23 protein-coding genes and 1 tRNA gene are annotated in these 25,681 nt (G+C 64.4%); 9 read left to right on the top strand and 15 right to left on the bottom strand.

Translation table 11 applies throughout. The features are described 5' to 3' along the window. Positions 1-72 precede the first annotated feature (72 nt). A complete protein-coding gene (locus QX135_RS13515; protein WP_316182463.1) occupies positions 73-921 on the top strand; it encodes a tetratricopeptide repeat protein in 849 nt (282 codons plus the stop codon). On the opposite strand, the gene QX135_RS13510 is transcribed toward QX135_RS13515, so the two are convergent. Both QX135_RS13510 and QX135_RS13505 read right to left on the bottom strand, forming a co-directional pair. Continuing rightward, positions 911-1,621: a hypothetical protein gene (locus QX135_RS13510; RefSeq protein ID WP_315777893.1), complete on the bottom strand. Its 711-nt coding sequence runs from the start codon at positions 1,619-1,621 to the stop codon at positions 911-913. The two genes, QX135_RS13515 and QX135_RS13510, sit on opposite strands and share 11 nt — an antisense overlap. A 76-nt stretch (positions 1,622-1,697) precedes the next feature. Further along, the gene (locus QX135_RS13505) at positions 1,698-2,900 is read right to left on the bottom strand and encodes an ABC transporter substrate-binding protein (RefSeq protein ID WP_316182461.1); all 1,203 of its coding nucleotides are present in this window, start codon (positions 2,898-2,900) and stop codon (positions 1,698-1,700) included. A 151-nt stretch (positions 2,901-3,051) separates the two neighbouring features. On the opposite strand from QX135_RS13505, the gene QX135_RS13500 reads away from it, so the two are divergent. Together QX135_RS13500 and QX135_RS13495 are read left to right on the top strand one after the other, a co-directional pair. Next, positions 3,052-3,726: a GntR family transcriptional regulator gene (locus QX135_RS13500; protein ID WP_315777895.1), complete on the top strand. Its 675-nt coding sequence runs from the start codon at positions 3,052-3,054 to the stop codon at positions 3,724-3,726. A 468-nt stretch (positions 3,727-4,194) separates the two neighbouring features. Next, complete coding sequence (locus tag QX135_RS13495) at positions 4,195-4,344, top strand: hypothetical protein (protein WP_315759439.1); 150 nt, start codon at positions 4,195-4,197, stop codon at positions 4,342-4,344. A gap of 273 nt (positions 4,345-4,617) precedes the next feature. Here QX135_RS13495 and QX135_RS13490 read toward each other — a convergent pair whose 3' ends face one another. The 3 genes from QX135_RS13490 to QX135_RS13480 all read right to left on the bottom strand — a co-directional run bounded on the left by QX135_RS13490 (position 4,618) and on the right by QX135_RS13480 (position 11,249). Next, the gene (locus QX135_RS13490; RefSeq protein WP_316182459.1) at positions 4,618-7,422 is read right to left on the bottom strand and encodes a di-heme-cytochrome C peroxidase; all 2,805 of its coding nucleotides are present in this window, start codon (positions 7,420-7,422) and stop codon (positions 4,618-4,620) included. Between the two features lie 173 nt (positions 7,423-7,595). Beyond that, positions 7,596-9,389: an adenylate/guanylate cyclase domain-containing protein gene (locus QX135_RS13485; RefSeq protein WP_315777897.1), complete on the bottom strand. Its 1,794-nt coding sequence runs from the start codon at positions 9,387-9,389 to the stop codon at positions 7,596-7,598. A gap of 114 nt (positions 9,390-9,503) precedes the next feature. Further along, a complete protein-coding gene (locus QX135_RS13480; protein WP_315777898.1) occupies positions 9,504-11,249 on the bottom strand; it encodes an adenylate/guanylate cyclase domain-containing protein in 1,746 nt (581 codons plus the stop codon). A gap of 174 nt (positions 11,250-11,423) precedes the next feature. Here QX135_RS13480 and QX135_RS13475 point away from each other — a divergent pair, with 174 nt between their 5' ends. Next, a complete protein-coding gene (locus QX135_RS13475; protein WP_316182456.1) occupies positions 11,424-12,065 on the top strand; it encodes a LysE family translocator in 642 nt (213 codons plus the stop codon). A 1-nt stretch (position 12,066) separates the two neighbouring features. Here the strand turns inward: QX135_RS13475 and QX135_RS13470 are convergent, their stop codons facing one another. Then, positions 12,067-12,819, bottom strand: coding sequence for a sulfite exporter TauE/SafE family protein (locus QX135_RS13470; RefSeq protein WP_316182454.1), 753 nt, complete (start codon positions 12,817-12,819; stop codon positions 12,067-12,069). 85 nt (positions 12,820-12,904) lie between these two features. Here QX135_RS13470 and QX135_RS13465 point away from each other — a divergent pair, with 85 nt between their 5' ends. Then, positions 12,905-13,795: a LysR substrate-binding domain-containing protein gene (locus tag QX135_RS13465; RefSeq protein ID WP_315737053.1), complete on the top strand. Its 891-nt coding sequence runs from the start codon at positions 12,905-12,907 to the stop codon at positions 13,793-13,795. Positions 13,796-13,861: 66 nt separating this feature from the next. On the opposite strand, the gene hisN is transcribed toward QX135_RS13465, so the two are convergent. Both hisN and QX135_RS13455 read right to left on the bottom strand, forming a co-directional pair. After that, positions 13,862-14,647 (bottom strand): histidinol-phosphatase, encoded by a 786-nt coding sequence (hisN, locus tag QX135_RS13460; protein ID WP_315736484.1) that lies wholly within the window; start codon positions 14,645-14,647, stop codon positions 13,862-13,864. A gap of 484 nt (positions 14,648-15,131) precedes the next feature. Further along, a complete protein-coding gene (locus QX135_RS13455; protein ID WP_315736485.1) occupies positions 15,132-16,016 on the bottom strand; it encodes an N-formylglutamate amidohydrolase in 885 nt (294 codons plus the stop codon). Positions 16,017-16,360: 344 nt separating this feature from the next. On the opposite strand from QX135_RS13455, the gene cpdR reads away from it, so the two are divergent. Continuing rightward, on the top strand, positions 16,361-16,720 hold the full coding sequence (gene cpdR, locus QX135_RS13450; RefSeq protein WP_006610087.1) for a cell cycle two-component system response regulator CpdR: 360 nt from the start codon (positions 16,361-16,363) through the stop codon (positions 16,718-16,720). Between the two features lie 118 nt (positions 16,721-16,838). Next, positions 16,839-16,913 (top strand) — tRNA-Val (locus tag QX135_RS13445). 527 nt (positions 16,914-17,440) lie between these two features. On the opposite strand, the gene QX135_RS13440 is transcribed toward QX135_RS13445, so the two are convergent. Together QX135_RS13440 and QX135_RS13435 are read right to left on the bottom strand one after the other, a co-directional pair. Next, a complete protein-coding gene (locus QX135_RS13440) occupies positions 17,441-17,827 on the bottom strand; it encodes a hypothetical protein (RefSeq protein WP_315795961.1) in 387 nt (128 codons plus the stop codon). Positions 17,828-17,841: 14 nt separating this feature from the next. Beyond that, positions 17,842-19,359 carry an MFS transporter gene (locus tag QX135_RS13435; RefSeq protein ID WP_315795963.1) on the bottom strand — a complete coding sequence of 506 codons (1,518 nt, stop codon included), beginning with the start codon at positions 19,357-19,359 and terminating at the stop codon, positions 17,842-17,844. Positions 19,360-19,524: 165 nt separating this feature from the next. Here QX135_RS13435 and QX135_RS13430 point away from each other — a divergent pair, with 165 nt between their 5' ends. Then, entirely contained in the window at positions 19,525-20,382 is an 858-nt protein-coding gene (locus QX135_RS13430) for a LysR family transcriptional regulator (protein ID WP_315795965.1), read from the top strand. A gap of 89 nt (positions 20,383-20,471) precedes the next feature. On the opposite strand, the gene QX135_RS13425 is transcribed toward QX135_RS13430, so the two are convergent. The 3 genes from QX135_RS13425 to QX135_RS13415 form a co-directional block, all read right to left on the bottom strand. Then, on the bottom strand, positions 20,472-20,681 hold the full coding sequence (locus QX135_RS13425; protein WP_315795967.1) for a hypothetical protein: 210 nt from the start codon (positions 20,679-20,681) through the stop codon (positions 20,472-20,474). Between the two features lie 559 nt (positions 20,682-21,240). Then, positions 21,241-23,343 carry an ABC transporter permease gene (locus tag QX135_RS13420; protein ID WP_315779135.1) on the bottom strand — a complete coding sequence of 701 codons (2,103 nt, stop codon included), beginning with the start codon at positions 23,341-23,343 and terminating at the stop codon, positions 21,241-21,243. Positions 23,344-23,371: 28 nt separating this feature from the next. After that, a complete protein-coding gene (locus QX135_RS13415; protein WP_315771215.1) occupies positions 23,372-24,643 on the bottom strand; it encodes an efflux RND transporter periplasmic adaptor subunit in 1,272 nt (423 codons plus the stop codon). Positions 24,644-24,708: 65 nt separating this feature from the next. Between QX135_RS13415 and QX135_RS13410 the strand changes: the two genes are divergently transcribed. Further along, entirely contained in the window at positions 24,709-24,933 is a 225-nt protein-coding gene (locus tag QX135_RS13410; RefSeq protein WP_315795969.1) for a hypothetical protein, read from the top strand. 92 nt (positions 24,934-25,025) lie between these two features. On the opposite strand, the gene QX135_RS13405 is transcribed toward QX135_RS13410, so the two are convergent. Together QX135_RS13405 and QX135_RS13400 are read right to left on the bottom strand one after the other, a co-directional pair. Continuing rightward, positions 25,026-25,319 carry a hypothetical protein gene (locus QX135_RS13405; protein WP_315736492.1) on the bottom strand — a complete coding sequence of 98 codons (294 nt, stop codon included), beginning with the start codon at positions 25,317-25,319 and terminating at the stop codon, positions 25,026-25,028. 30 nt (positions 25,320-25,349) lie between these two features. After that, a complete protein-coding gene (locus tag QX135_RS13400; protein WP_315771217.1) occupies positions 25,350-25,583 on the bottom strand; it encodes a hypothetical protein in 234 nt (77 codons plus the stop codon). Positions 25,584-25,681: the final 98 nt, after the last annotated feature.

The following is a 25,681-nucleotide window of genomic DNA, read 5'->3' as shown; positions in this document are numbered from 1 at the left end:
CGTGCTGCTGGACACTCCTGGGGCCGGCGAGCTAGCTAGGCTCGACCCCTTCCTCGGAGCTTGGCTGCAGACGTGAGTGAACGGCGGAAAAATCAGCAGGCGCAGGCGCTGCAGGAAGCGATCCACGCGCTGCGCGCGCGGCAGTTCGCGCGCGCCGAGCAGATCGCCGCCTCGATCCTGCGCACAGCCAGGACTGATCGCGCCGCGCTGCTCGTCCACGCCCATGCGCTGCTCGGCCAGCAGCGCGCGAGCGAGGCGATTGCGCCGCTGGAGAAGGCGACGCTCCGCGGCAGCGATCCGGAGCTCGAGACGCTGCTCGGCGCCGCCTTGTGCGAATCCAGACGTGCCGCCGATGGCATCGCGCAGCTGCGCAAGACCGCGGCGCGGCGGCCGCCTTTTCTGCCGGCGTTCCAGGAGCTGGCGGGGCGGCTTGCAAAGTCGGGACAGCTCGGTGAAGCCATCGCCGTGATCGAGGAGGCCCTGACGCTGTCACCCGACAGCGTCGACCTCCAGCTCGATCTCGGACGCCTCCGTCTCCAGGCCAATGACCGCGTCCGTGCCCGCACGCACCTGCTGGCAGCGCGCGAGGCGGCGCCGGGGCGGCCCGACATCCTGATCGAGCTCGCCTGGGTGCAGTTCCTCGACGGCGACTATCCCGAGGCCGCCGGTACCTACCGCCATGCGCTAGGCCTGCGGCCCGACGACACCCAGACCCGCGCCAATCTCGCGATGTGCCTCGCCGAGATGGGGGATCGCGATGGCGCTCAGGCGGCGCTGCGCACGGTGGTGCGTGGCCGGCCGCATCTGCTGACGCGCGCGGCCTACACGCTCGCGGTCACCTCGCACGGCCGCTTCTTCTTCCGTCCGAGCGATGCCGCCAGATTCCTGCAGATCGACGGCGCTGCGACAGCTAAGCCCTGAACCGCTTGCGATAGACGCCGGTCTCGCGCTTCAGCGCATCGCGCACCTCGTGGATCTCGGCGATTTCCTCTTCAGTGAAGGCCGAGGTCTGCATCGCCCACGTCTGCCGCTTCACCGGAATGCATTGCGCGACCGGCGTACCCCTCGGGATCACGCCGCGAAATGCCGTGTCATGCCAGTGCGCCGGGAAGTGCACGAACGAGTCGTGAAAGCGGTCGCTGTCGACCAGTCCGGTCACGGTGGTGAAGGGCAGGTCGAAGCGGTTGACGGGATGTGTGAACAGCAATGCCCAGCCCTCCGGCGCCTCGATCGTCCAGAGATTGTGAAACTTGAGCAGGAAGCGGTCGGTCTCGAACAGCGGCGAGCCCGTGACCTGCGCGACGTCGTGGAAGCTGATCGGCGAGCGCGGAAAATCGATCGCGCCGCCCGGCGGCAGCTCGTTGTCCCAACTGATCCCGCTATCCTCGACCTTGAGGTCGCAGATCAGCGGAATGAGGAAGCCCGTCGTCATCGCGTCGATGAAGGGCGGGCAGCGCTTGACGGTCTGCTCCTCGGCCTGGTTGAGCGCGCTGAACGCGGTGGCCGGCATCGTCTTGACCCAGTCGGGAACGCCCATCGGCGCCGGCACCGGTTGCGGAATGAGGCGTTCGAGCTCCTTCGGACAGCGGAATTTCAGCGTGAGCGGTTCAGTCTCGGACATCGGCGCCGCGGCTCTCCTGTGGACGACGGCAGAGGTCTACGCCTTCGCCGCCGAAAGTCCAACAGGGCAGCCGCCGCTACTTGGTCGACAGCACCTCGCCGAACCGCTCCCACTGCTTGCCGGTGAAGCGCATGAACTGCACCTGCTCGACCGGCAGATGGTCGCTGTCGCTGGTGCTGACCTTGATGCCCGGCAGCAGCATCGGCAGCTCGAGATCCTTGATCGACAGCGCCTGCCGCAAAATGTTCTCGCGCGACAGATCGTTGCCGGCCGCCTTCAGCACGTGCTCCAGCACCATGCCGTTGTTGTAGCCGTTGACGTAGTTGGAATCGCGGATGTCGCCGTCGGGCACGTATTTCGCCATGTAGTCGCGCCAGCCCTTGACGCCGGGATCGTCGGCCCAGGCCGGATCCAGCGGATCCTTCACATAGGCGGTCGAGATGATGCCTTTGCCGGCCTCGAGGCCCGCCGGCTCCATCACCGAGGACATCCACACCGACACGTTGGTCAGGAAGGTCATCGGCCGCCAGTTGATCTCGAAGGTCTTGCGGATCGCCTGTGCGGCGAATTTCGGCGTCGCGGCAATGATCAGCGCGTCGGGGCCGCTGGATTTCAATTTCACGATCTGCGAGTCGATGGTCGGTTCAGTGGCCTCGTAGCTCGCGACGGTCACGGCCGTGTCGAAGCGCTCGCCGAGCACGTCCTTCAGCCCGGCGAGATAGTCGCGGCCGAAATCGTCGTTCTGCGCCAGGATCGCAAACGTCGCACCCGGCTTCTGCTGCAGCGCGTAGCGCGCATACATCCGCGCCTCGTTGCGGAACGGCGCCATCACGCCCATCACGGCCTGCGGAAACTGCGCGGGGTCGCCGAACTTCGAGGCGCCCGAGGCGACGAACAGCTGCGGCACCTTCTTGCCCTGTAGGTACCTGGCGATCGCGGTGTTGTGCGCGGTGCCCATGGTCGAGAAGATGAACGACACCTCGTCGCTCTCGACCAGCCGTCGCGTCTGCTCCACGGTCTTGGGCGGCACGTAGCTGTCGTCCAGCGAGATCAGGTTGACCTTCCGGCCGTTGATGCCGCCGCGGTCGTTGACCATCTTGAAATAGGCCACCTCGCCTTTGCCGAGGATGCCGAAGGCGGACACCGGCCCGCTATAGGGCATGGTCTGTCCAATGCGGATCTCGCTGGCGGTGATGCCCGGCTGATCCTCCGCCCGAGCGGGGACGGCGAGGACGGACGCGACGACGAACAATCCTGCCGCTGCGATGGCGCTTCGCATGGATACCTCCCTGATGGGCCGCGCTGCCGGCGGCGTTTTGGCGTTGAGCATAGGGGGATGGCGGAGGCTGTGCAATTAAAATATATTTTTTGATGAAAATATACTTTTAGGCTCTGCTAGTGTGAATTGATTGTCCCGCGAAAGTGAGTCGATGTCCGGCAGCGCCACCCAGACCGTCTACGAGCAGTTGCGTGCCAGCCTGCTCGCCGGCCTCTATCGTCCGGAGGAGAAGCTGAAGATCAGCGAGCTCGGATCAGCCTTCTCGGTCAGCACCGGGGCGATCCGCGAGGCGTTGGCGCGGCTCACGGCGGAAGGGCTGGTGACGGCGACGCCGCAGCGCGGCTTCCGTGTGGCGCCGGTCTCGGTGGCCGATCTGCGCGACCTGACCGACATGCGCGTCGAGATCGAGACCAAGTGCCTGCGCCACGCCATCGCCAACGGTGATCTCGCCTGGGAGACCACGGTCGTTGCCGCGCATCACCGTCTGGCCGCGACGCCGATCGCGGCCCATGACGGCAGCTTCTCGCCGGCCTGGATGCTGGCGCATGCCGATTTCCATGCCGCGTTGGCCCAGGCCTGCGGCAGCGCCTGGATGATGCGGGTGCGTGATCTCCTGTTTGCGCATAACGAGCGCTATCTCGATCTCGCCCGCAAGACCGATCGTGGTAACCGCGATGCCGCGCGCGAGCATCGCGAACTGATGGAGGCGGTGCTGGCGCGCGACACCGAGCGCGCGGTGACGCTCATGACTGCGCATCTCGACAAGACCCGGGACACGATCGAGGCGGCGCTGCTCGCAGCGACGGCGATGAATGAGGCGAGATAGGATCGAGTCAGGACGCCGACCGCGAACGTCTTCGACGCGATATGTCCCGAGCCGGACGTCATCAACCGGATGACGGGATATGGCCTGGCGGCTACGGCCACGTCATTCGAGGTGTCGATATACTTTCGCTGGGAAACACCGAATCTCGTTCTCTCGCCGCGCGTACACGAGATCGCTCTGGCGACACAACCATCGTGCCCCACGCGTGTAGCGGTCCACCCTTGTCGTCGACATCGTGATCCGTTCAGCGCGAGCCGTTAGGAAGATTCAACTTTTTCGAGCGCCGGCGCTCTCCTCACCTCGATGCAGATCCAGATCGGCCATCAGTGTTAAGCGGGCTTCATGCCGGGCTTGCTGTGCATTCAAGGATGCATTCACCACGCGCCGATCTCTCCAAGTTTGGAAACGCCCCGGTAACGCACCGTCCCTCTAGTGACGTCCACTAACGACATTCAGGAGGAGGCATTGATGATTATGATGATTGCCCGGAAGCTGGTTGGTCCCCATGCGCTCAATTCCGGATTCGGTTTGGTGACCATGTTCTCGTTGACGGGCGTGGTCGCTTCTCTCGTGCTGGTCCAGCACGGAGTGAATGTCAGCCCGCCCGCGATGTTCTGATCGGGCAGAAGAACGTAGCTCGCTCCATCCACCTCTGCCCGCGTAAGGCACGCTATGGCGCCAGCCTGCGCCCCATCGCCGCCCGGGAGTATGGGTCCCGGGTCGGCGCACGGACGTCGCTGTCGCGCTCAGTGAGTTGTAGGGACCGGAGCTCATGGACCTCCGTCCCAACCCCTGCCCGCAACCGGGAGGGGAGGGACCGCTCTCGCCGCAAGAGATCAGTCCCACGAGGCCCGTGGCTTCGTCGTGACGAAGGTGCGCAGCCTCACATCCTCACAGCGTCTTCAGATATTCGATGAGGTCCCAGCGCTCGTCCTCCGAGAACGCACCGCCAATGATGCCGTTCGGATAGTCCTTGTTGGGCTTCGTCGGACCTTCGAAGGAATGACCGAGCGTGCTGTTGCCCTTGATCGGCTTGCCGCTGGAATCCTTGGTCATGAACAGCGTCTGTCCGACCTTGCACGCGCTCTCGCCGCCCCTCGGCACGGCGAAGCCGACCGGCTTCGGGTCATAGTCGCGCGCGCCCTGGCAGAACGAGGTCGGCCGCTCGGCGGCCGGCGTCAGCAGCCAGTACAGCGACGGTACTGAGCCGTTGTGCAGATAGGGCGCAGTCGACCAGACGCCGTTGAGCGGGCGGGCGCGATAGGACTTGCCGGCCGGGTTGGGACAGTTCTTGCGGTCGCCCCACAGCGCGGCGCGCTCGGCCTCACCGAGATTGCGGTCCTCCATCCACTTGTCGCTGGCCTTCTGCACGACGGCCATCAGCGCCAGCGCATAGGGCATCTCCGTGGTCGAGCCCTGCGGCAGGTTGCAGCCCTTCAGATCCTTGGCCGGATCGACCTCGAGGAATCCTGCCACCTTGACCTTGCGGTTGGCGAGAATGCTCGCCTGTCCGGAGTCGGTCTGCATCGCGTCGACCGGCTTCTGCACGAGGTCGAGGATCGGACCCTTGGCATTCCAGCCCTTGCTCTCCCAATCCTCGGCGGGCTTGATCTTCCAGAAGCTCTTGTCCGGATAGGTCTTGTCGAACACGGGGTCGGCGACCGGCCCGAGATGGCACTCGACGCAAACAGCGGCATAGAGCTTCCGGCCGCGTTCAACGCGTGCCGGATCGATCTTCCAGGCGTCGTCGCCGGCGAACAGCTTCTCCGGCCATTTCGGCGAGGTCAGCCCGCCGAACGCGGGCGTCGTCGTCGCGAACGGATCGGGACCGCGCAGCATGTTCTCGATGTAGAGCAGGTTGTCGATCGCCATCGACGACCGCCACAGCCTGTCGCTCGCGGTCTCCGGCGAGAAGTTGATCTGTGCGGAGACGCCGAGCGCCTCGCCGGCATTGCGGATCAGGGGCTGTGCGATCGAGCCGTCATATTGCGCCCAGGAGAACCACGGCACGGTCCAGATCGGCGGATAGGACACCGGCGCGTCGATGGCCTCCTGGTTGCCGAGCATGTTCGGCAGCCCGCTCGATGCCATGTCGAGATAGAACACCTGGTTGCCGATGCGGTTCAGCGCGTCGAGCCGGCCGAAGCCTTCCTCCGTTTCGGTCTGGCCCTTGGCCTCGATCGTGGTCTTGTAGTTGTTGGCCTGCATGTTGAGCGCGAAATCGATCGCGGCCTTCAGGCCCTTCTTCAGGCTCGCGCGATCGGCGTCGGAGGCGTTCGGCCCGAGCACGCGATCGGCAAAGCGGGAGAAGCGGCCGGGCACGTATTGCGTGAAGATCATCGCAAAGCCCATGGCTTCTTCCAGCTTGCGCAGGTCGGCCATCCCGGGGCCGCCGTCGAAGCGCACGCTGACGCCCTTGTAGTGGATGCTGCCGGCGTGACAGGCCGCGCAGGTCAGGCCGATCTTGTCGGACTGCGCGGCGCCGGTGGCAGGATCGGTCGCGCCAGTGAGCCGGGCAAAGCCGACCGGCAGGCCGCCTTCGTTGCCGGCCGGGGTCGGCTTCAGGCCGGACGGCAGCGGCGCTGCCGGCTCGGTCTTGGCAGCCGTGGCGGCGTAGCCGAACGGCCGGAGCGCGTTGGGGTCGCCGTCGACGCTCTTCGGGCTCGGGATGAAGCCGAAACGTTCGAGATAGGCGCTGTCGGAGATCAGGCCGGGCGAGCCGAACGGCGTCAGATAAGGCTGCTCCATCGCCATGAACCAGGCGTAGGGAATCGGAAAGGTCGCGGTGCCCTGCGTCACGTGGTGAAACCAGTGCCGGTCCTGCGTGGTCCAGCCCTGATCGAGCCAATAGGCCGCCCTGGTCGGCTCGGTCTCGGGCAAAGCGGGCGGAATGAACGCCGCGGCCTTCTTCGGCAGAACCTTGCCGAGCTTGTCGCTGACGGCGTCGGGCGCGGCCACCCAGGCGAGCAACACGGCGGCGCCGGCCAGCACTGCCGTGCCGACGAGTGCCTTGCCGATGCGCCAGACGATGTTCGCGGGCTTGGGCTTGGCTGTCAGCCGTGCGGCGATACGCTGCGGCAGGCGGCGGTCGACGAACAGCGTGCGGACCTCGGCAACGGACAGATAGCGGCCGTCGCCCTCGCCCTTGCCGAGGATGTTCAGCAGCACTGGCCATTCGCCCTGCATCAGAATGGGGAAGTACCAGCGCGCCCGATCGCCGTTGCGCGTCAGATTGGCCTTCATGAAGGTCTGGATCTGCGCCTCGTTGAGGCCGCGCTCGGTGCCGCCATTGGGATCGGGATAGTCGCTGCCGAAGCTCGCGAACCGGTCGATCTCCTCGGGATGGACCTTGGCCTCGGCGTCGAGGATGCGCGATCCGCCGCCATGCTTGTCGAGCGGACCGTTGCGCAACTGGTCGAGATCGGCGCCGGACCACAGGCTCTTCAGGAGCCGCAGCGGCGACAGGCCGTTCGCGATCAGGGCAACGCCGAAGGTCTCGATGCCGACAAGCCGTTTCTTGAAGCCGGTCTCGCCGCTCGCCGCCTCGACCCGGTCGCCGATGGTTTTCAAGGGGACGCTGTGGCCGTCGACGAAGCCGCCGGCGACGAGCGCGCGCAGGAAGGGACACGGGTTATCGGACGAGACCGGAAGCTGTCCGGGCAGGGCGTCACGGACGCGGGCGCTGTCTTCTTGCATCGAAGAACATCCTTGGAAAGCACCTGAGTGATGAAAACGAAATCACGCCAACAAACGAGGGCGGCGCCGAATTGCGCCGAGGAACGGGCGGAGCCCCGCCATCTGAACGTTACAATGCAATCGTCAATGATTGGCGTAACCCGCCCAAGTGTCAACCTCAAGTCGCGATCGCGCTATTCGCCCGCGAATTTCGCCTTGGTGTCCACCAGGGTGAGCTTGGTCAGCGGCACGCCGGCCTTGGTGAGGCCGTCGCGATAATGCGCGATGTCGGCCGGATTGCGCCAGCGGATGTTGCTCAGGAGGCGCTCGATCGTCATCCACGGATGCTGGCTCAAAAGCGCCGCGACGGCCTCGCCGGCTTCGACCGAGCGTCCGAGCTGCGCCAGCGCGGCGGCGCGGATGGCAAGGCACTGCAGATGGTTCGGGTTCTGGTAGTGCGACTCCCGCGCCCAGGACAGCGAGGCGTCGTACTGGCCGAGCATGTAGTGGCTGAACGCGCTCAGCACCGACCATTGATAGCGCGGATCGCTGTTGCCGCGCTGGGCCGCGACCGAGAACAGCTCGATCGCCTGGCGGTGCTCGCCGGCGACGAGATGGCAGACGCCGAGCACGCCGCGCGCACCCATGTCGTAGGGATTGAGCTGCAGCGACTTGCGTGCCGCTTCCATCCCGGCTTCCACCCGACCCTGCATGGCGTGGACATAGGCCAGCAGCGAATAGGAGAAGGACGAGCGGGAATCGAGCCGGACGCCGGCCTCGGCGAGCGCCATTGCCTCGTCCCACAGCTCCCGCGAATTCCTGATCCAGCCGAAATGAATGCCCTGCAGCAGGATGGTGCCGAGATAGGTGTGGGCGATGGCGAGACCGGGGTCGATCCTGATCGCCTCGCGGAACAGCGCGATCGAACTCTCGTAGTCGGCCTTGGTCGGCTGGTAGTAGTGCGACAGCCCGCGCAGGAAGCGGTCCCACGCCGTGAGGTCGGTGGTCTTGGACCGCACCGGCACCGCCGCCTCGGCACGGTAGATCTCGGGGATCAGCGCGGTGCACAGATTGGCGGTAATGTCGTCCTGCACGGCGAACAGGTCGCCGATGTCGCGGTCGTAGCGGCCGGCCCACAGCTGCTCGCCGTTCTCCGGCGCGACCAGCTCGGCGGTCACCCTGATCTTGTCGCCGGAGCGCCGCACCGAGCCCTGGATCAGATAGGTCGCATCGATCTCGCGCGCGATCAGGCGGGCGCTCATGCCGGCATGCTTGAAGGCGAAGGTGGAGTTGCGGCTGAGCACGCGGAAGAAGGACTGCAGCGACAGCGCGTGGATGAGGTCTTCCGCCAGGCCGTCCGAGAAATATTCGTCGGTCTCGCCGCTGAGATTGGCGAACGGCAGCACACCGACGATCGCGGTCCGGTATTGCGCCGGCAGGGTCGTGGCGGACCGCTGCTCGCGGCTCTTCTCCGGCGAGGACGGATCCCAGGTCCAGACGTTGATGGTGTCTTCGATGTTCTTGAAGCGGAACGGCCCGCGGTCGACGAAGGTGACCGTGAGGTGCTTGCTGGCTTCTTGGTAGGCCTTGTGGGAGACGGCAATTCCGCCGGGCGGTGCTGCGGCTTCAAGTCGCACAGCAGTGTTGACGCCGTCGCCGAATACCTCGTCCTCGTCGAAGATGACGTCGCCCATGTTGAGGCCGAGGCGAAACTGCATCACCCGGTCGGCCGGCAAATGAGCATTGCGCTCGGCCATCAGCTTCTGCACCTCGACCGAGGCCGCGATGGCGCCGACGACGCTCGGAAATTCCAGGAGAAATCCGTCCCCTGTGTACTTCACGATGCGGCCGCCGTGATTGAGGATGATCGGGTGGATGGCGCCGCGATGCGCCTTGAACGCGGCATGGGTTCCCGCCTCGTCGGCGCCCATCATCCGCGAGTAACCGACCACATCGGCACAGACAATCGCGGCCAGCCGTCTCTCCATTCCGTCTTTGCTCCTACTCAGGGCGATACCACGGCAACAGCAGTCGAATCCAATCAATTTGCGGAAGCAATGTGTAGGCCATGTGGCGGGCCGGCGACATGCGGTCCGATTGGCTCACGTCAGCCCGGCCCTGATCAGTCCGTCGCGGTAGTGGTCGATGTCGTCCCGGCGTTTCCACCGGATGTTCTTGATGTGGCGATCCAGCGTGAGCCAGGGATATTGCGCGCGCAGCGCGTCGACGGCGTCGCTCGCCTGGTCCGTCGCACCAAGTTGCGCCAGGGTTGCCGCGCGGATCGTCAGCGCCTGCAGATGGTTCGGGTAGAGAAACAGCTCCTCGCGGGCCCACGATAACGCGGCCTCATAACGGCCGAGCAGGTAGTGGCTGTAGGCGTTCAGCGCCGGCCATTGATAGCGCGGATCGCTGTTGCCGCGCTGGGCCGCGATCGAGAACAGATCGATGGCCTGCTGGTGCTCGCCGTTGACCATATGGCAGAGCCCGAGCACGCCGCGCGCCCCCATGTCGTAGGCATTGAGCTCGGTCGCCTTGCGCGCCGCCTTCATGCCGTCCTCATGGGCGCCCTGCATGGCCTGCACGAAGGCCAGGATCGCATAGGCGAAGGAGGAGCGCGCGTCGAGCCGCACGCTGTCCAGCGCCAGGTTCTTCGCCTCGTCCCAGAGCTCGCGCGAGCCCTTGATCCAGCCGAAATTGATGCCCTGCATCAGAATGGTTGCGAGATAAGCGTGCGCGAGGCCGAGCGTGGGATCGAGCGCAATGGCTTGCCGAAACAGCGAGATGGAGATCTCGTAGTCGGCCTTGGTCGGTCGGTAGTAGTGCGACAGACCGCGCAGGAAGCGGTCCCAGGCGGTCGGGTCGGTCGCCGGCGCACGGACCGGAATCGAGGCTTCGACACGATAGATCTCCGGCATCAGCGCCGCGCACAGGCTGGTGGTGATCTCGTCCTGCATCGCGAACAGATCACCGACGTCGCCGTCATAGCGACCGGTCCACAATTGAGCGCCGGTCTCGGGCGCGATCAGTTCCGCCGTCACGCGGAGCTTGTGACCAGAGCGCCGTACCGTTCCCTGAATCAGGTAGGTCGCATCGATCTCGCGTGCGACCAGGCGGGGATTGAGGCCGCGGTCCCTGAAGCGAAACGTCGAGGTGCGGCTCAGGACACGGAAGAACGATTGCAGCGACAGCGCATGGATCAGGTCGTCCGCGAGCCCGTCGGCGAGATACTCGTCGGCGCCGTCGGAGAGGTTGACGAATGGCAGCACGCCGACGATCGCCGTGCGATATTGTGGCGGCAGGCCGGTGACGCTCGTCCCGGCCCGGATCGCCGCCTCGCTGCCGGGCTCCCATGTCCACGCCTGCACCGGCTCCTGCAGGTTCTTGAACTGGAAGCTTCCGGCGCTGGTCAGCTCGATGGGGAGTTGCGGGCCGGCCTCCTCATAAGCCTTGGCCGAGACAGCAACACCGCCCGGGACGGCGATCGATTCGAGATTGACGGCGACATTGATGCCGTCGCCGAAGGCCTCGCCGTCGTCGATCGTGAACTCACCCTTATGAATTCCGAGCCGGAAGCGCATGTTGCGGTCGGCCGGCAGATCGGCGTTGCGCTCCGCCATCAGGGACTGCATCTCGACCCCGAACTGGATGGCGCTGGCGGCGTTGGCGAATTCCAGCAAAAAGCCATCGCCGGTGTGTTTGACGATGCGGCCGGCGTGATTGAGAATGATCGGGTGGATGGCGCCGCGATGAGCCTTGAAGGCGGCGTGCGTGCCGTCTTCGTCGATTCCCATCATGCGTGAATAGCCGGCGACGTCGGCGCAAAGGATGGCAGCGAGGCGTCTTTCCATCACATCGTGCTCCCGCCTCGCGCATACCACGACCGAGGCGGCCGAATCCAACGCTTTTCCGGACCCTATCGCGGCACCTTTGCCATGCGGCCCCGCGCCGGCCTCTGCGGTGCGAGACAGCAATGCCGAGGCCAGGTAGATGATTAGACCGGTATCGTTAGGAAATGTTCAATCATGCTCGGCATTCACGATCTGCCTTTGTTTCTCGTCTCCGGGCTGCTGCTCAACGTCACGCCGGGTCCCGACACCGCCTACATCGTTGGCCGCAGCGCGCAGATCGGCTGGCGCGGCGGGGCCGCTGCCGCTTTCGGCATCAGCACGGGGTGCCTCGTTCACGTGTTCGGAAGCGCGATCGGGCTGTCGGCGCTGCTCACGGCCTCCGCCGCGGCCTTCGCGGCGGTGAAATGGGCCGGTGCGGCCTATCTGGTCTATCTCGGCATCACGCAGCTTCTGGCGCGGCGGCCGGACGCCGCCAGGGCCAGTGATGTGACGTCGATGCCGGCGGTGACGCTCCGCCAGGTGTTCTGGCAGGGCGCGCTCACCAACATTCTCAATCCGAAGGTTGCGATGTTCTTTCTCGCCTTCCTGCCGCAATTCGTCGCAGCCGATGCGCCGCACAAGGCGCTCGCCTTCCTGCTGCTCGGCACGATCTTCATCGTCAACAGCACGATCTGGTGCCTCGGCGTCGCCGTCGTCGCGGCCCGGGCTGCGCGCCGCGTGCGCGGCTCGTCCGCCGCGCTGCTCTGGCTCAACCGCGCGATCGGCGGGCTGCTGATCTATCTCGGCATCCGGATCGCGATGCTCGAGGCGCGCTGACCTACCAGAGCAACTCGACGACCGCCGTGCCGGCGAGATACAGGCCGAGCAGGATCATGGCGATCAGGAACACACGGCGGAACGCCTCGGCCGGCAGTCGGGATCGCGCCGCCTGGCCCGCGAACATGCCGAGAAAGGCGCAGGCCATGGCGACCGCGCCGGGCAGGGCGGTGGCCGTGCTGAGCAGGCCGGAGCTCGTCAGGTTGAACGCCAACGTGACGGTGGCGACCGTGAAGAACACGCCTAGCGCCTGGACCAGCTCGTCCTTCTCGAGCCCGATCGCCTGCATGTACGGCACCGAGGGCACGACCTGCACGCCGGTGGCGGCCGAGATCAGCCCGGTGACGAGGCCGACGATGCCGCCGACCCATTTCTCGTGCGGGGGCGCGACCTTGAAGGCGAACTTGGTGAGGCCGAGCAGGGCATAGAGCATCAGCAGCACGCCGAGCGCGACGTTGCCCCAGCGCGTCGAGGCATGGCTGAGCGCGCCGGCGTTGAGGCAGATACCGATCGCGGTGCCCAGCATCAGCGGCCAGAGGCGCCTGGCGATATCGCGCAGATAAGGGCCGGCGAAGGTCTGCCAGATGTTGGTGATCACTGCCGGCACGATGACGATGGCGAGCGCCCGGCCGGGCGGCATGGCGACCGCGAGCAGCCCGACCGAGATGGTCGGCAGGCCGAGGCCGAGCGCGCCCTTGACGAAGCCGGCCAAGGTGAGCGCGAGGGCGATGAAGATGAGGATGGGGTCGATCATGGTCGTCACATTGACCAGACCGCGCTGGCGGCACAATGTGGAGGTTACGGAGCAAGCCTTCGTCCAGGACTGAGGCAGGATGACCATGCGTTTCGATCTGGTCGATCTCAGGCTTTTCATTGCCGTGGCCGAGGCCCGCAGCATCACCGGCGGCGCCGACCGGGCGCATCTGGCGTTGGCCTCGGCGAGCGCGCGGATCAAGGGTCTGGAGGACGCGTTCGGCGTCGAGCTGTTCAAGCGCGGCCGGCGTGGCGTGGATCTGACCGCGGCGGGCGAGAGCCTGCTCGATCACGCCCGCATCATCATGGCCAATGTCGAGGCCATGCAAGGCGAGCTTTCGGGCTTCGCGTCCGGCCGCCGCGCCAATGTGCAGCTGCTCGCCAACACGGTCGGCCTCGCCGAGCATCTGCCCAAGGCGCTGGCCGCCTTCCTGCGCGAGCATCCCGACATCAACGTCGACGTCGAGGAGCGCGAAAGCACCGAGATCGCCGAGGCGATCGCGTCCGGCAGAGCGGATCTCGGCTTTGCGGCGGAGCATGCGTTGCCCGAGACGATCGAGCGCTTCGCCTTCGGCGAGGACCGGCTGATCCTGGTCGCCGGGCGGCGCAGCCCGTTCGCAGCCCGCCGGCAGATCGACTTCAGCGAGACCGCGGGGGAGGATTTCATCGGCCTCACGCAGGGGACGGCGCTCAACGTCCATATCGGCCGGCACGCCGCGCGGCTCGGCATCCGCCAGCACGTGCGGGCCAGGCTGCGCGATTTCGACGCGATCTGCCAGATGGTGGCGGCCGGGATCGGCATTGCCGTCGTGCCGGAAGCGGCGGCGCGGCGTTGCGCGCGGTCGATGCCGATCAGCCTCGTCGCGCTGCGCGACGCCTGGGCCGATCGCCGGCTCGTGATCTGCGCTCGCAGCTTCAAGGCGCTGCCGCGTCCCGCGAAGCTGCTCGTCGAGCATTTGCGCCGGGCCGCTGCATGAGACGTCCGGCGACAGGCCGGACGTCTCCGTTCAGTTCGAGGAGGAGCCAGGCCGGTGGAGGCGGGCTCAGCCCGCTGCCAGCCGCTTCAGCGCCGCTTCGTGGACGCGCTTGTCGCCGGCGGCGACGATCCGGCCGCCGTTCTGCGCCGGGCCGCCTTCCCAATCGGTGACGATGCCGCCGGCGCCGTTGATGATCGGGATCAGGGCGGCGATGTCATAGGGCTTGAGCTCGGTCTCGATGACGAGATCGAGATGGCCGGCGGCCAGCATGCAATAGGAGTAGCAGTCGCCGCCATAGCGCGACAGCCGGGTCTCGGCCTCGACCCGGCCAAAGGTGGCGCGATCGGCCTCGTTCATCAACAATGGGCTCGTCGTATAGCACACCGCGTCCGCGAGACGCTCGCAGCGCCGGACCGAGAGCCGGCGCTCGCCGCCGCCGTTCTTGTAGTTGGCGGAGCCGTTGTCGCCGGCGAAGCGCTCGCCGATGAAAGGCTGGTGCATCATGCCGAACACCGGCGTGCCCTTGTGCAGCAACGCGATCAGCGTGCCCCAGGTCGGAAAACCGGCGATGAAGGACTTCGTGCCGTCGATCGGATCGAGCACCCAGACGTAATCGGCGTCCGCGCGCTCATTGCCGAACTCCTCGCCGACGATGCCGTGCTGAGGAAAGTTCGCCTTGATCAGGCGGCGCATCACCGCCTCGGCGGCGCGGTCGGCCTCCGTCACCGGATCGAAATCGTGCCTGCTGCTCTTGTTGTCGACCAGCAGCGAGGTCCGGAAGAACGGCAGGATGGTTTCGCCCGACGCGGTCGCCAGACGACCGATGAAGGCGGAGAAATCGATGACCGTCACAACGCGTCCTTGGGTGAGGGAATCGGGTGGCAATGAGCGGCTATGCCTAGCTCAAAGCGGTCCGGCGTGCATCCGGATATGGAACGCTGGCGTGGCATCTTGGATACCGTTTGGTGTCCGGCCCGCTGGCCGGGCGCGATTGATCCGTCGCTGGCCTCTCATGTGAAAGTGAAAGCGAAACCCGCGGTCCCTCTCGGGTCGTTTGGAATCTCCAATCAAGCCATTGACATCTATGATGAAAAGGAGAGGGCTGGGTCGCGCTGAACGCAACCCGGCCTATGTTTTTTTGCATGGAGAAGGGCGGAAAAACCCTTGCGCTTTGTGCAGCGCGATTGCATATTGTTGCGGTGCGGTAGCGCTTCGCGTTATCGCTGCCCTCCTTGGGCGTTTCCTCCCTAGACTTGGGCCGCTTGTCATTCAAGCGGCCCTTTTTTTTGTGCCGACGCCACCAGCCGAAATCCCTCGTACCGAAAGCGCAGCCGCTCTATTCCGCCGCCGCCTGGAACGGCCCGAGGTCGCCGAGCGGCACCGTCGCCAGCACCTCGGCGAGCACGGCGAGATCGGAAGCGACCTGCGCGAACCGCGGTCCGCGCTCCCTGCGGCGCTCGTCCATGTAGACCGCGCGATTGAGCTCGATCTGGATCGCATGCAAGCCCGTGGCCGGATTGCCGTAATGCTCGGTGATGAAGCCGCCGGCATAGGGCTTGTTGCGGCCGACGGAATAGCCGAGCCGGCCGAGCACGTCCTCGACCAGGTCCGGCAGCAGCGACGCGCAGCTCGTGCCGTAGCGGTCGCCAATCACCATGTCGGGCCGGCGCGGCTCGTCGCGCGAGACGCCGACCGACGGCATCGAATGACAGTCGACCAGGACGACCGTGCCGAACTGCTGGTGCACGCGGTTGATCAGCCGGCGCAGCGCGCGGTGATACGGCTTGTACAGCGTCTCGATGCGGTGCAGCGCCTCGTCGACGCTCAGCCGGTCGCGATAGATCTCCTGGCCGTCGCCGACCACGCGCGGGATCGTGCCGAGGCCGCCGGCCACCCGCATCGAGCGGGTGTTGGCAAAGCTCGGCAGCCGCCCGGTGAACATCCGCGGATCGAGCTCATAGGGCTCGCGATTGACGTCGACATAGCAGCGCGGGAAATGCACCCGGACCACCGGAAACCCGCGCGACAGGAGGTCGCCGATCAATTCGTCCATGAACGAATCTTCGGAGCGCCTGAGCGACGGCAGATCAATGCGCGAGGCCTGGAGGAAATCGTCGGGGTAGGCCGATCCGGAGTGAGGGGAATTGAAGATGATGGGCGCGCGCCATTCGGTCGGCTCCATGATCTCGAACGGCGGCAATTCGCCATCAAAGTCCGTCATCTCTGGGCGCCGTCCCCTTGGTCACGTGCGTCGATGTCACGTCCGTTGATGCGCCGGTATCCTCCGGCCGATTCGCGCTGGACAACGCAGGCACTGCTCTTGCCAACGCACATCTTCGATAATCCGAGCCGTTCTGCCAAGCGAAAAGCAATGAAAAAGTTCACCCGCCGTTTGGAACAACTCTGAGCTGGCGTGCTGTTTCGGTCGAAGACCGCACCTTCAGCCCTCAAATTGCCTTGCCGATGTCGGATCAAAAGGCGCAATCTTTCACCCGAAATTTACCGCCCGTCAGGCTTAGTGGCGGCAACGCTCCGCCTCTCACCCGGACCAGACAACCCCTCGCCATGCACAAAATCCTGCTCGCCGAAGACGACAACGACATGCGCCGCTTCCTGGTCAAGGCATTGGAAAATGCCGGGTTCCAGGTCTCGCCCCACGACAATGGCATGTCGGCCTACCAGCGGCTGCGCGAGGAGCCGTTCGAGATGCTGCTCACCGACATCGTGATGCCGGAGATGGACGGCATCGAGCTGGCGCGCCGCGCCTCCGAGCTCGATCCGGACATCAAGATCATGTTCATCACCGGCTTCGCCGCGGTCGCGCTGAACTCCGATTCGGAGGCGCCCAAGAACGCCAAGGTGCTGTCCAAGCCGGTGCACCTCCGCGAGCTCGTCAGCGAGGTCAACAAGATGCTGGCGGCCTGAGCCGCCGGGGACGGACGTCCGGAACTGGCGGATTATTCCCAATTTCGGCATTTTGCGTCCTTGCCTGCCTGCGTGGGAGCCGATATAGGGACGCCCACCCGAACGGACTTCTGGACTAGGGCACGTAGCTCAGCGGGAGAGCACTACCTTGACATGGTAGGGGTCACAGGTTCGATCCCTGTCGTGCCCACCATCGGCCGATCCGGCCGGTGACCCAACCTCGGTCCATTCTCCGACCTTCGAAGAACCAGGCACCGAGATCCAGGCGCTGACATTGTCGGCGCGTGCGATTTTCCGGTGCACGGAGGCGCACCTGCGCCGAACGCGAGGCCTGCAGAGCGGCATGCCGATGGACGGTCCGGTGCTGGCCGATTTGGCGAACTTGACGTTGTCGACATGATCAAAGGACATGGCTTCGCTGTCTCGCGGCGCGCTGTCGCGTCCGAGGCTTGCTGATCGATCGCCCTCTCAAATTAGAGGGCGCGGGGAATGCCGGGCGCTGGCCGCACCCATGGCCCGCCTGCAGAAAAAAAGCAGGCGGCAGTCACCACAGGTTCAGCCGAGAACACCCGGCATTCCCCGCGCGATGGTTTTGACGGCTGCTTCGCGATCTCCCCGGTGCGCCGGGCTTTCTGGCCACCGTATCGCACAACGTGCTTGCGCACGTTGCGCTGGACATCAGCATCGGGATGCCAGGACCACGCGACTTGACCGTGCGCATCAACGTCGTTCGTCGGCGCGGCTCAGCCACGCTGCAACATCGACACGCCCACCGCATCCCGCCTCGACGTTCGTGACGACCGCGAAGCGCCCCTCTTGTGAGACGGGACGGACGAGAGGAAAACACGATTTCTGGAAAAAAGAAACAGAAATCTTCTTGCTCGAATGGCCGGCGAGGGCGATGTGTTTGAACCGGCGCGCGAAATGAGTTTTTCGGCGCATGCGGTTGGGGCCGCAATCGACCTCGAGCCCGCGGGGATGAGCCGGCACATCGCGCCTTGTACAGGCTGCTTGTGCAGCAGCGATTTGCCCGGCGGGCCGGGCCACTCGATCTTTCGCCGGCGGGTCGTGAGTTTGAAGAGACCGGCCGACGGCCGAACGGACCATTCACCGCGCTGCCTTCAAACCATCGGCGATTTCATCGATCGATGGTCCCGAGGCCGAAAAGCGAGCAGGCTGACGAGAGCGAGTCCCCAAACGCCGACCCCACCGTAAAGCATCACCCATCCAAAGCCTTGGACAAGCGCCTGATGGACGAGCGACTCCGACAGCTCTGGAACGGAAACCAGACTTCCTGCGGCGATCCTCTCGGCGAAGAAGCGCAGATGCGCGGCGTCCAATGAATCCGGCAGCGCATTTTTGAGGTGTGCCAGCACGCCGCTGATCAAGATGAAACCCATCACCGCGATATTGATCGCCAGTGAGATCATCCGGGCGCTCATGTCGATGCCGGACGCCATACCGGCACGATCGCTCGAAACCGCACCCGTTGTCGTATTGGTAACAGGGGTGTTGGTCAGGCCGAGGCCGATCCCGGCGAACAGCGACCCGGGCAGCATCGTCAGCCAGCTTGCCTGCGCGGCGGCGCTACCAAATTTCATCAGAATGAAGCCCAGACCGATCATGAACAGGCCAACGGGAATGACGAAACCGGGCTGATAGCGTAGCGAAAGCCGCTCCGCCAGCGGCGGCACGACGAGCGTCGGAAGGGTGTAGGCAAGCAATGCGAGACCAGCAGAGACACTGTCGTAGCCGAGGCCCGCCTGAAACCAGATCGGCAAATAGATCATGAAGGGCCAGAAGCTGAAGTTCATCGCGGCCGAGCCGATGATTGCGCCGGAAAAAGCGCGGATGCGGAATACCGAGAAGTCGAACATCGGTCGCGGGCTGAACTTTTCGGCGATGATGAAAGCGATGAAGCTCGCGATCGCAACGCCAATGACTCCCAGGGCGGTCGGGCTGGTGAAGCCAAGATCCGGTCCCTGCGTGATGAAGAAAGCGAGACAGAAGACCGACAACGACAGTGTGATGATGCCCGCAACGTCGAGACTGCCGGCCTCGGAGTCCTTCGATTCCTGAACGCCGCTGAGGGTGAGCATCAGTGTCAGGATCGCAAACGCGACATGGACGAAGAACACCCACTCCCAGCTCGAGACCGCGACGATCGCGCCGCCGATGATCGGACCGAAGCCGAGACCAATGCCGAAGATGATCCCCCACCAGCCGAAGGCGATGGCGCGCTGCCGTCCTTCCTGGAATTGATGAGAAAGGATGGCGATCTGACAGATCAGCATCGCGCCGCCGCTGAGGCCCTGGAGAAATCGGGCGCCGATCAGCACCGAGACGTTCTCGGTCACGCCGCAGACAAGCGACGTCACGCCGAACGCGGCGATAGAGACCATGAAGATGCGCTTGCGCCCATAGCGGTCGGCCAGCGTCCCGGTCGCCATCAGAACGGTCGTCACCGCGATCGTATAGGCGTTCATGATCCATTGGAGTTGCTTGAAATCGGCGCGCAGCACCTGCTCCAGCGTCGGCAGGATTGCGGGGATGCTGGAAATCTCCAGGCCGAACATGAGGGACGAGAGGCAGGCGGCGGCCAAGGCGATTGTACTTCGGCGTGTCAGTGCAGGGGTCATGATTCGGCCTTCCGACGTTGTGGTCGGCAATGGTGAAATCCAGCGGTGATGAGAGGAGCCGCAACTCGGTTCGCGTGTCGCGGTGGGACGCAACATAGCCGGGACTTGACCATTCCAGAACTGGATGGTTGGATATTTCAAAGACAGCAAATTTGGATAGATGGGATGACCATACTGGACGTGGATGCCGTCCAGGCCTTCGTGACGATCGCCGATCAGCAGAGCTTCACACGGGCGGCGGAGGTGCTTGGCACCACCCAAGGCGCGATCAGTGTAAAGCTGAAACGGCTTGAAGACCGGCTCGGCCAGAAACTGATCGAACGGACGCCGCGGTTGGTCCGGCTGTCGGCGCAGGGCGCGGTGTTCCTTGAATCGGCGCGCGACTTTCTTGCCGCCCATGACCGCGCCGTCGCGGGGCTATCCTCGACTCGTCGCCGGTTTGCGCTCGGCATTGCCAGCCATGTGGCTGGATCGGAGATTCCGACACTCCTTGCGCGGTTGAACGCACACGACCCGGCGCTCACCATCGAAGTGCGGCTCGACAATTCGCGCAACCTGCTGGACGCTTTCGACTGTGGCGAAATCGATGCGGCGATTATCCGCAGGGAGGACGACCGGCGCGACGGCGAGGTGCTTGCGCCGGAACACTTCGGCTGGTTTGCATCTCCGGACTTCGTGCATCGAGCAGGCGAGCCGCTGCGTTTGGCCGCGTTGTCGCCGTCCTGCGGAGTCCGTGACATCGCCACCCGCGCGCTCGACGCTGCGGGAATAGCCTGGACGGAGGTTTTCCTCGGCGGCGGTTCCTCCGTCGTGTCCGACGCAGTCTCGGCCGGCTTGGCCACCGCCGTATTCTCTTGCCGGCTCGCGCCGGCCGGCACGGTCGAGGTTAGCCGGCGGTTCGGACTGCCCTCGCTTCCCTCGTCCGAAATCATTCTTCTCTCGACACTCTCGGACGCCAAATCCCGCGAAGCGCTTAGAACCCTCGCGACTGCGTTTCGCGAGCACCGTCCACCCTCGGCGTAAATATCGCTTGTCGTCGTCGATCACTCCCCGTCGAGGCGCCCAGGCCGACATCGGCGCTTTGCCCCAGCGTGCGGATGACTGGAAGCCGTTCAGCAGACCGCTGACGTCAGACCACATCGATGGTGGGAAGCCGGGCGTCGTCCGTGATGCAATCCCAGGCGAACCGCCGCGCGCGGTCGAGCCAGACCGCCGGTGCCATGGCCGAGGTTCGAGCCCTTGGTCAGCGGCCCGGCGGCCCAGGTGAAGCGTCCGCCGTCCAGGAGCAGCGCGTCGAGCGCCTTCGGCACGAACGCGGCCACATCAGCCTGCTGAGCCGGCGTCAGCCAATCCCATCCGAGCAACAGCGGGATGACGTTTGCCTCGTCGGGTGGACATGAATCGAGCTAACATGTCCACTCGTGGACAATTGCTCGCTGAAGCCCGCGTCATGTTCGCAGACGATATCTTTGGACACATCGTCGATCGTGCGTATGAGCTCCTGGGCGTTCCGCCTCTCGTCGCCGCCGAAGACCCATGCCTGGAACCAAAAAGTGGCATTTTGCGCGGGCATCCCCATATTAGGTAGATGGCAAAATGGCAGAAATCGAGCACGCGGCAACCGCATAAGACGAAGGCCGAGCTCCGTGAGATGCTGACCGAGGCAGTCCGGAATACGGCGAGTTCGGGCCCGCGACCGAAGCGCCTGGCGAAACTCGACGGCGTTGCTGATGGGGCGGCGGCTTCCGTCGATTAGGCTTCTGCGTCCTGGCCTGGTTCGTTCAGTCCATACGAGCGAAGTCTTTCGAAATTTCGTGAAGGAGTTATGATGCGCAAGTTTCCCGAGCCCGTCAACGTCGGGCCGTCTGGTCAACGTATTGCTTACTCGTAGCGCAGCGCTTCGATGGGATCGAGCCGAGCGGCCTTTCGCGCGGGGTAGTAGCCGAAGAATATGCCAACGGCTGCCGAGAACAGGAACCCGCCGGCAATCGCGGCCAGGGATATCGGCGCCGGCCAGCCTGTGAGGATGGAGATGGCGACGGACAACGCCGCGCCGATGACAATTCCCACGATGCCGCCGCTGACGCTGATGAAGATCGCCTCGGCAAGAAATTGTAGCAGGACGTGCAATCTCCGCGCGCCAATCGCCATCCGTAGTCCGATCTCCCGCGTTCGCTCCGTCACCGAGACGAGCAGGATGTTCATGATGCCGATGCCGCCGACCACAAGCGAGATGGACGCCACCGCGGCCAAGAGGAGCGCCATGATGCGGCTGCTTCCCTCCGCGGTCTGCGCAATCTGACTGAGGTTGCGCACGGAAAAATCGTTGATGGTGCCTGGGCGGATGCGGTGACGCCGCGCCAGGATTTCAGTAGCTTGATCGATCGCCGCCTGGATCCCGGCCTGATCCACCGCCTGCACGTAAATCTGATTCACATACCCGGTCATGCGCGGTTGAAGCCCATACGGATTCGGCGGCGTCGGATAAATCCAGTTGATCGCCGTTTGCTGCTGGCTTGGGGCGGCAACGCCGATAATCTTGCGCTCGGCGGTGGTGAACGGAACCATGATCAGATCGTCCTGGTCCTGCCCAAAAGATGTCTGTCCCTTGGTTTCAAGAATTCCGACCACCCGCAACGACACACCCTTGGCCTGCACCGTCGCCCCGATCGGATTCTGAGAGGTGCCGAAGAGTTGCCGGCGCACGGTCTCGCCGAGGACCGCGACCAGCGCCGAGCTTCGCTCGTCCTCCGGAGTGATCGCCCGCCCTGCGGCGATCTGCCAGTTCGTCATCGGAGGATAATTGGCGCTTACGCCCTGAATGCCGGTGGTCCAGTTCTGGTTCGCAAAGCGGATCAGCCCCGGCTGGCGGATGAGGTAGCTCACCGCCCCGGCGGCGGGTGCCTCCTGCCGGATCGCCCGGACGTCGGCAACGGTCAGCGTCGAAGCGCTTCCGGAGCCCCCCCGAGCGCCCCCGCTTGTGGCGGCGCCCGGCAGGATGACCACGAGGTTGGTCCCGAGCCTTGCGATCTCCTTTCGGACCGCCTCGTTCGCCCCCTGGCCGACGGACACCATGACAATCAATGCGGCGACGCCGATGAAGACTCCAAGCATTGTCAGCGCTGAACGCATCTTGTTGCGCCAGATCGCCTCGGCGGCCGCCGTCATCACCATCCAGGCAAAGGGCCATGATGCGACCGACATTGCGACGTAGGCCGACCGCTCCCTGGGCTGGACCAATTTGTCCGCCGTCCCGCTCGCCGGCTGCGGCGCCTTGGCGGGCTTTGTCTTCTTCACATCCGTGATGATCTGGCCGTCGCGCATGGTCAGCACGCGATCGGCAAAGGCCGCGACATCCGGCTCGTGGGTCACCACGATGATGGTGACGCCCTGTTCGCGATTGAGCGAGCTGAGCGTCTGCATGATCTCGTTGGAGTTGCGGGTATCGAGATTGCCGGTCGGCTCATCCGCCAACAGCAGGCTCGGCTGATTGATCAGGGCCCGCGCGATTGCCACCCGCTGCTGCTGCCCGCCCGACAACTGGCCCGGCGTGTTGCGTTCCCGGTCGCGCAGCCCGAGCTTGTCCAGAACCGCGCGAGCCCGCTCGAAGCGCGCGCTCGCATGGCTCTGGCCGGACATCGCGTACAGAAGCGGCAAGGCGACGTTGTCGATGGCGCTGGTGCGCGGCAATAGATTGAAGCTCTGGAATACGAACCCAAGCCGCTCGCTGCGAAGGCCGGCGAGATCCGGCTCTGCAAGCTGCGCGACGTCGATGCCGTCGAACCAGTAATGACCGGCGGTAGGCCGATCGAGGCAACCGAGGATCGACATCAGCGTCGACTTGCCCGATCCGGACGCGCCCATGATGGCGATGAACTCGCCATGTTCGACGATCAGGCTGACGTCCGAAAGCGCGCGAACGTCGATGTCGCCGACATGATATGTCCGCGACACTCCCTCAATCCTGATAACCGGCTCCGCCATGTGCCTTCAATCGTTGTAGCCGATGCGATCAGAGGCGGGGCCGCGGCACGCTGGAACGTGCTTTCGCTGAATTCCGTTGCTCCGCGACGATCACCCGGTCGTCGATCTTCAGGTCGCCCTGCACGATCTCCGTAAACTCGTCGTCGTCGAGCCCGACCATGACCTGAACCGGCACCGGCGATCCGTCCCGCAGCACCCAAACGCGCGCTTGTTTCGTGTCGCCAAGGGCGGTCCCGGTCGGGACATAACGCAACGCCCGGTTCGGAACTCGGAGCACGCCGCTGCGCCGATCGACGATGATCCTTGTCGCCGCCGTCAGGCCCGGCTTGAGCGCCAGATCAGGGTTGTTGACGCTCACGACGACATCGTAAGTGATGACATTCTGCACGGTTTGCGGGGACTGGCGGACCTGGGTCACCGTTCCCTCGAACAGACGTTTCGGATATGCGTCGACCGTGAACGTCGCCTTGTCGCCATTCTTGATGCCGCCGATGTCGCTCTCGCTGACATTGGCGTCCACCTGCATCCTGGTGAGGTCGGTCGCGATCAGAAACAAGGTGGGAGTCTGGAAACTCGCCGCCACAGTTTGTCCCATGGTGACGGCGCGCGAAACGACCGTGCCATCGACCGGCGAGATGATGTTGGTATAGTCGAGATTGACCTGTGCCGCGGCGAGCACGGCTTCGCGCTGCTGGATGGTGGCCCCGTCAAACGCAATTTGCGCCAGAGCCTGATCGTACACGTTTTTCGCATTGTCGTAGGCGTCCTCCGACACGGCGCTTGTCCTGACGAGCGTGGCGAGGCGTTCCAGGTTGGCCTTGGCATAGGTGAGCGATGCCTTGTCCTTCTCCAGTTGCGCTTTCGCGATGGCGAGACTGGCTTTCGCCTGATCGACGATGCTCTGATAGGGGCGGGGATCAATCTTGGCGCAGCTTTGTCCGCGTTTGACCTGCGTGTTGTAATCGCAACTCAATTCCTGGATCACGCCGGAGACATAGGTCCCGACAATGATCGTCAATTCCGGATTGACCGACCCCGTGGCGTTGATGTCGCGCGCGATGTCGCCGATCGCAACAGATGCTGTCTCATATCGAACTGAAGCGTCGCCGCTGAACGACCACCAGATGCCCAGGGATGCAGCAAGAAGCAGTGCCGCGATCCCAACGAGAACCCAGCGCCTCGTCGCAAATCGTGGCTGTACGGCCGGCTCGCTGACCGGGCGTCCAGTCGATGGACGCGGCACATAGGGCAGAGCTTCCCTGCTTTCGGCCGCAGCACCAGTGCCGAGCTGCGTGTTCATCTCGCTTTGGCTCCGGGCCTGGGATGATGGTCATTGCCACCATAGGCTACGGCTAGGCCGAATTGTTGATTGGGATCAAGGTATACGGCCCGGTGCCGGCCAAGGCCAACGACGCGGCTATCGTTGTTCGTGAAAATGGCGAGATGGAAATGTTCATTCGACAGGCAAAGGGCGACGAGGAACTTCCGCCCGGCCAGGTCGTTCTGGCCCTTTTCGGAATGACATTTCACGATGAGCGAGTGCGCAGACTGTTGGCGCAAATTGTAAAAGAGAAGCAAAGCCCAACATGACGTCGCCGCAGGTCGTCGTGCGCGCGGCGCCGGATCAGTCGGCTTGGGGTGCGGAGTTCATCAGATGATGGCGGTGAAAAGGTGCGGCGAAGTTAGACCTCACGCGAGGGGCCGGCACCGTCGCGGTCCTCGTTGAAGAGCGCTCTCAGCAAACGCCAAAGTTCGCGGTGACCAGCTGTTTGACCGCCCTGCGTCAGATAGTCCGAAATATCCATTGTCGCCGTTTGGTATTCGATCGTGCCCCCAATGCCAGTCTCCAAACGCGCCACCTCCCGCTCGACATACAAGTTCTTGGTGTCTGTATCGAAGACAAGGAAACAGCGATCCTCGCGTGTGATATCGGGGCCTTTTACCTGGCGATACAGTTCCCTTTTTAGGAAGGCCATTGTCCGCTCCCGACGAGGACGATGCGATAGCTATGTGTCTTGGGTTAACAAGGTTCTGCCCCTTGTAGCGGCGTCATAGATTTCGATTTTGAGCATCGGATAAGTCGACTTCAGTTTACGACCTGATGCTTCGGCCGCTTCGGCCGTCTCAAACGCCGACTTGAAGTGCCCGTCGACAATGACCACAAATCCTTCCGACGGCGGCCGGTCGGCACGTGGCACCTTCTGCTCAGACTCCTCAATTGAGCGAACTGACTTCTTCATCGGAGCTCTCATTCTATCGCAGAGGCGTGACGGAGGCTCGCTGAGACCAAGAAGCCGATCAAGCTACGAAGTCTCATTCGATCGCGGCACCGGAGAAG

The organism is Bradyrhizobium sp. SZCCHNR1098, from assembly GCF_032489375.1.
Lineage (GTDB): Bacteria > Pseudomonadota > Alphaproteobacteria > Rhizobiales > Xanthobacteraceae > Bradyrhizobium.
This window is presented reverse-complemented; position numbering and strand designations above follow the sequence as displayed.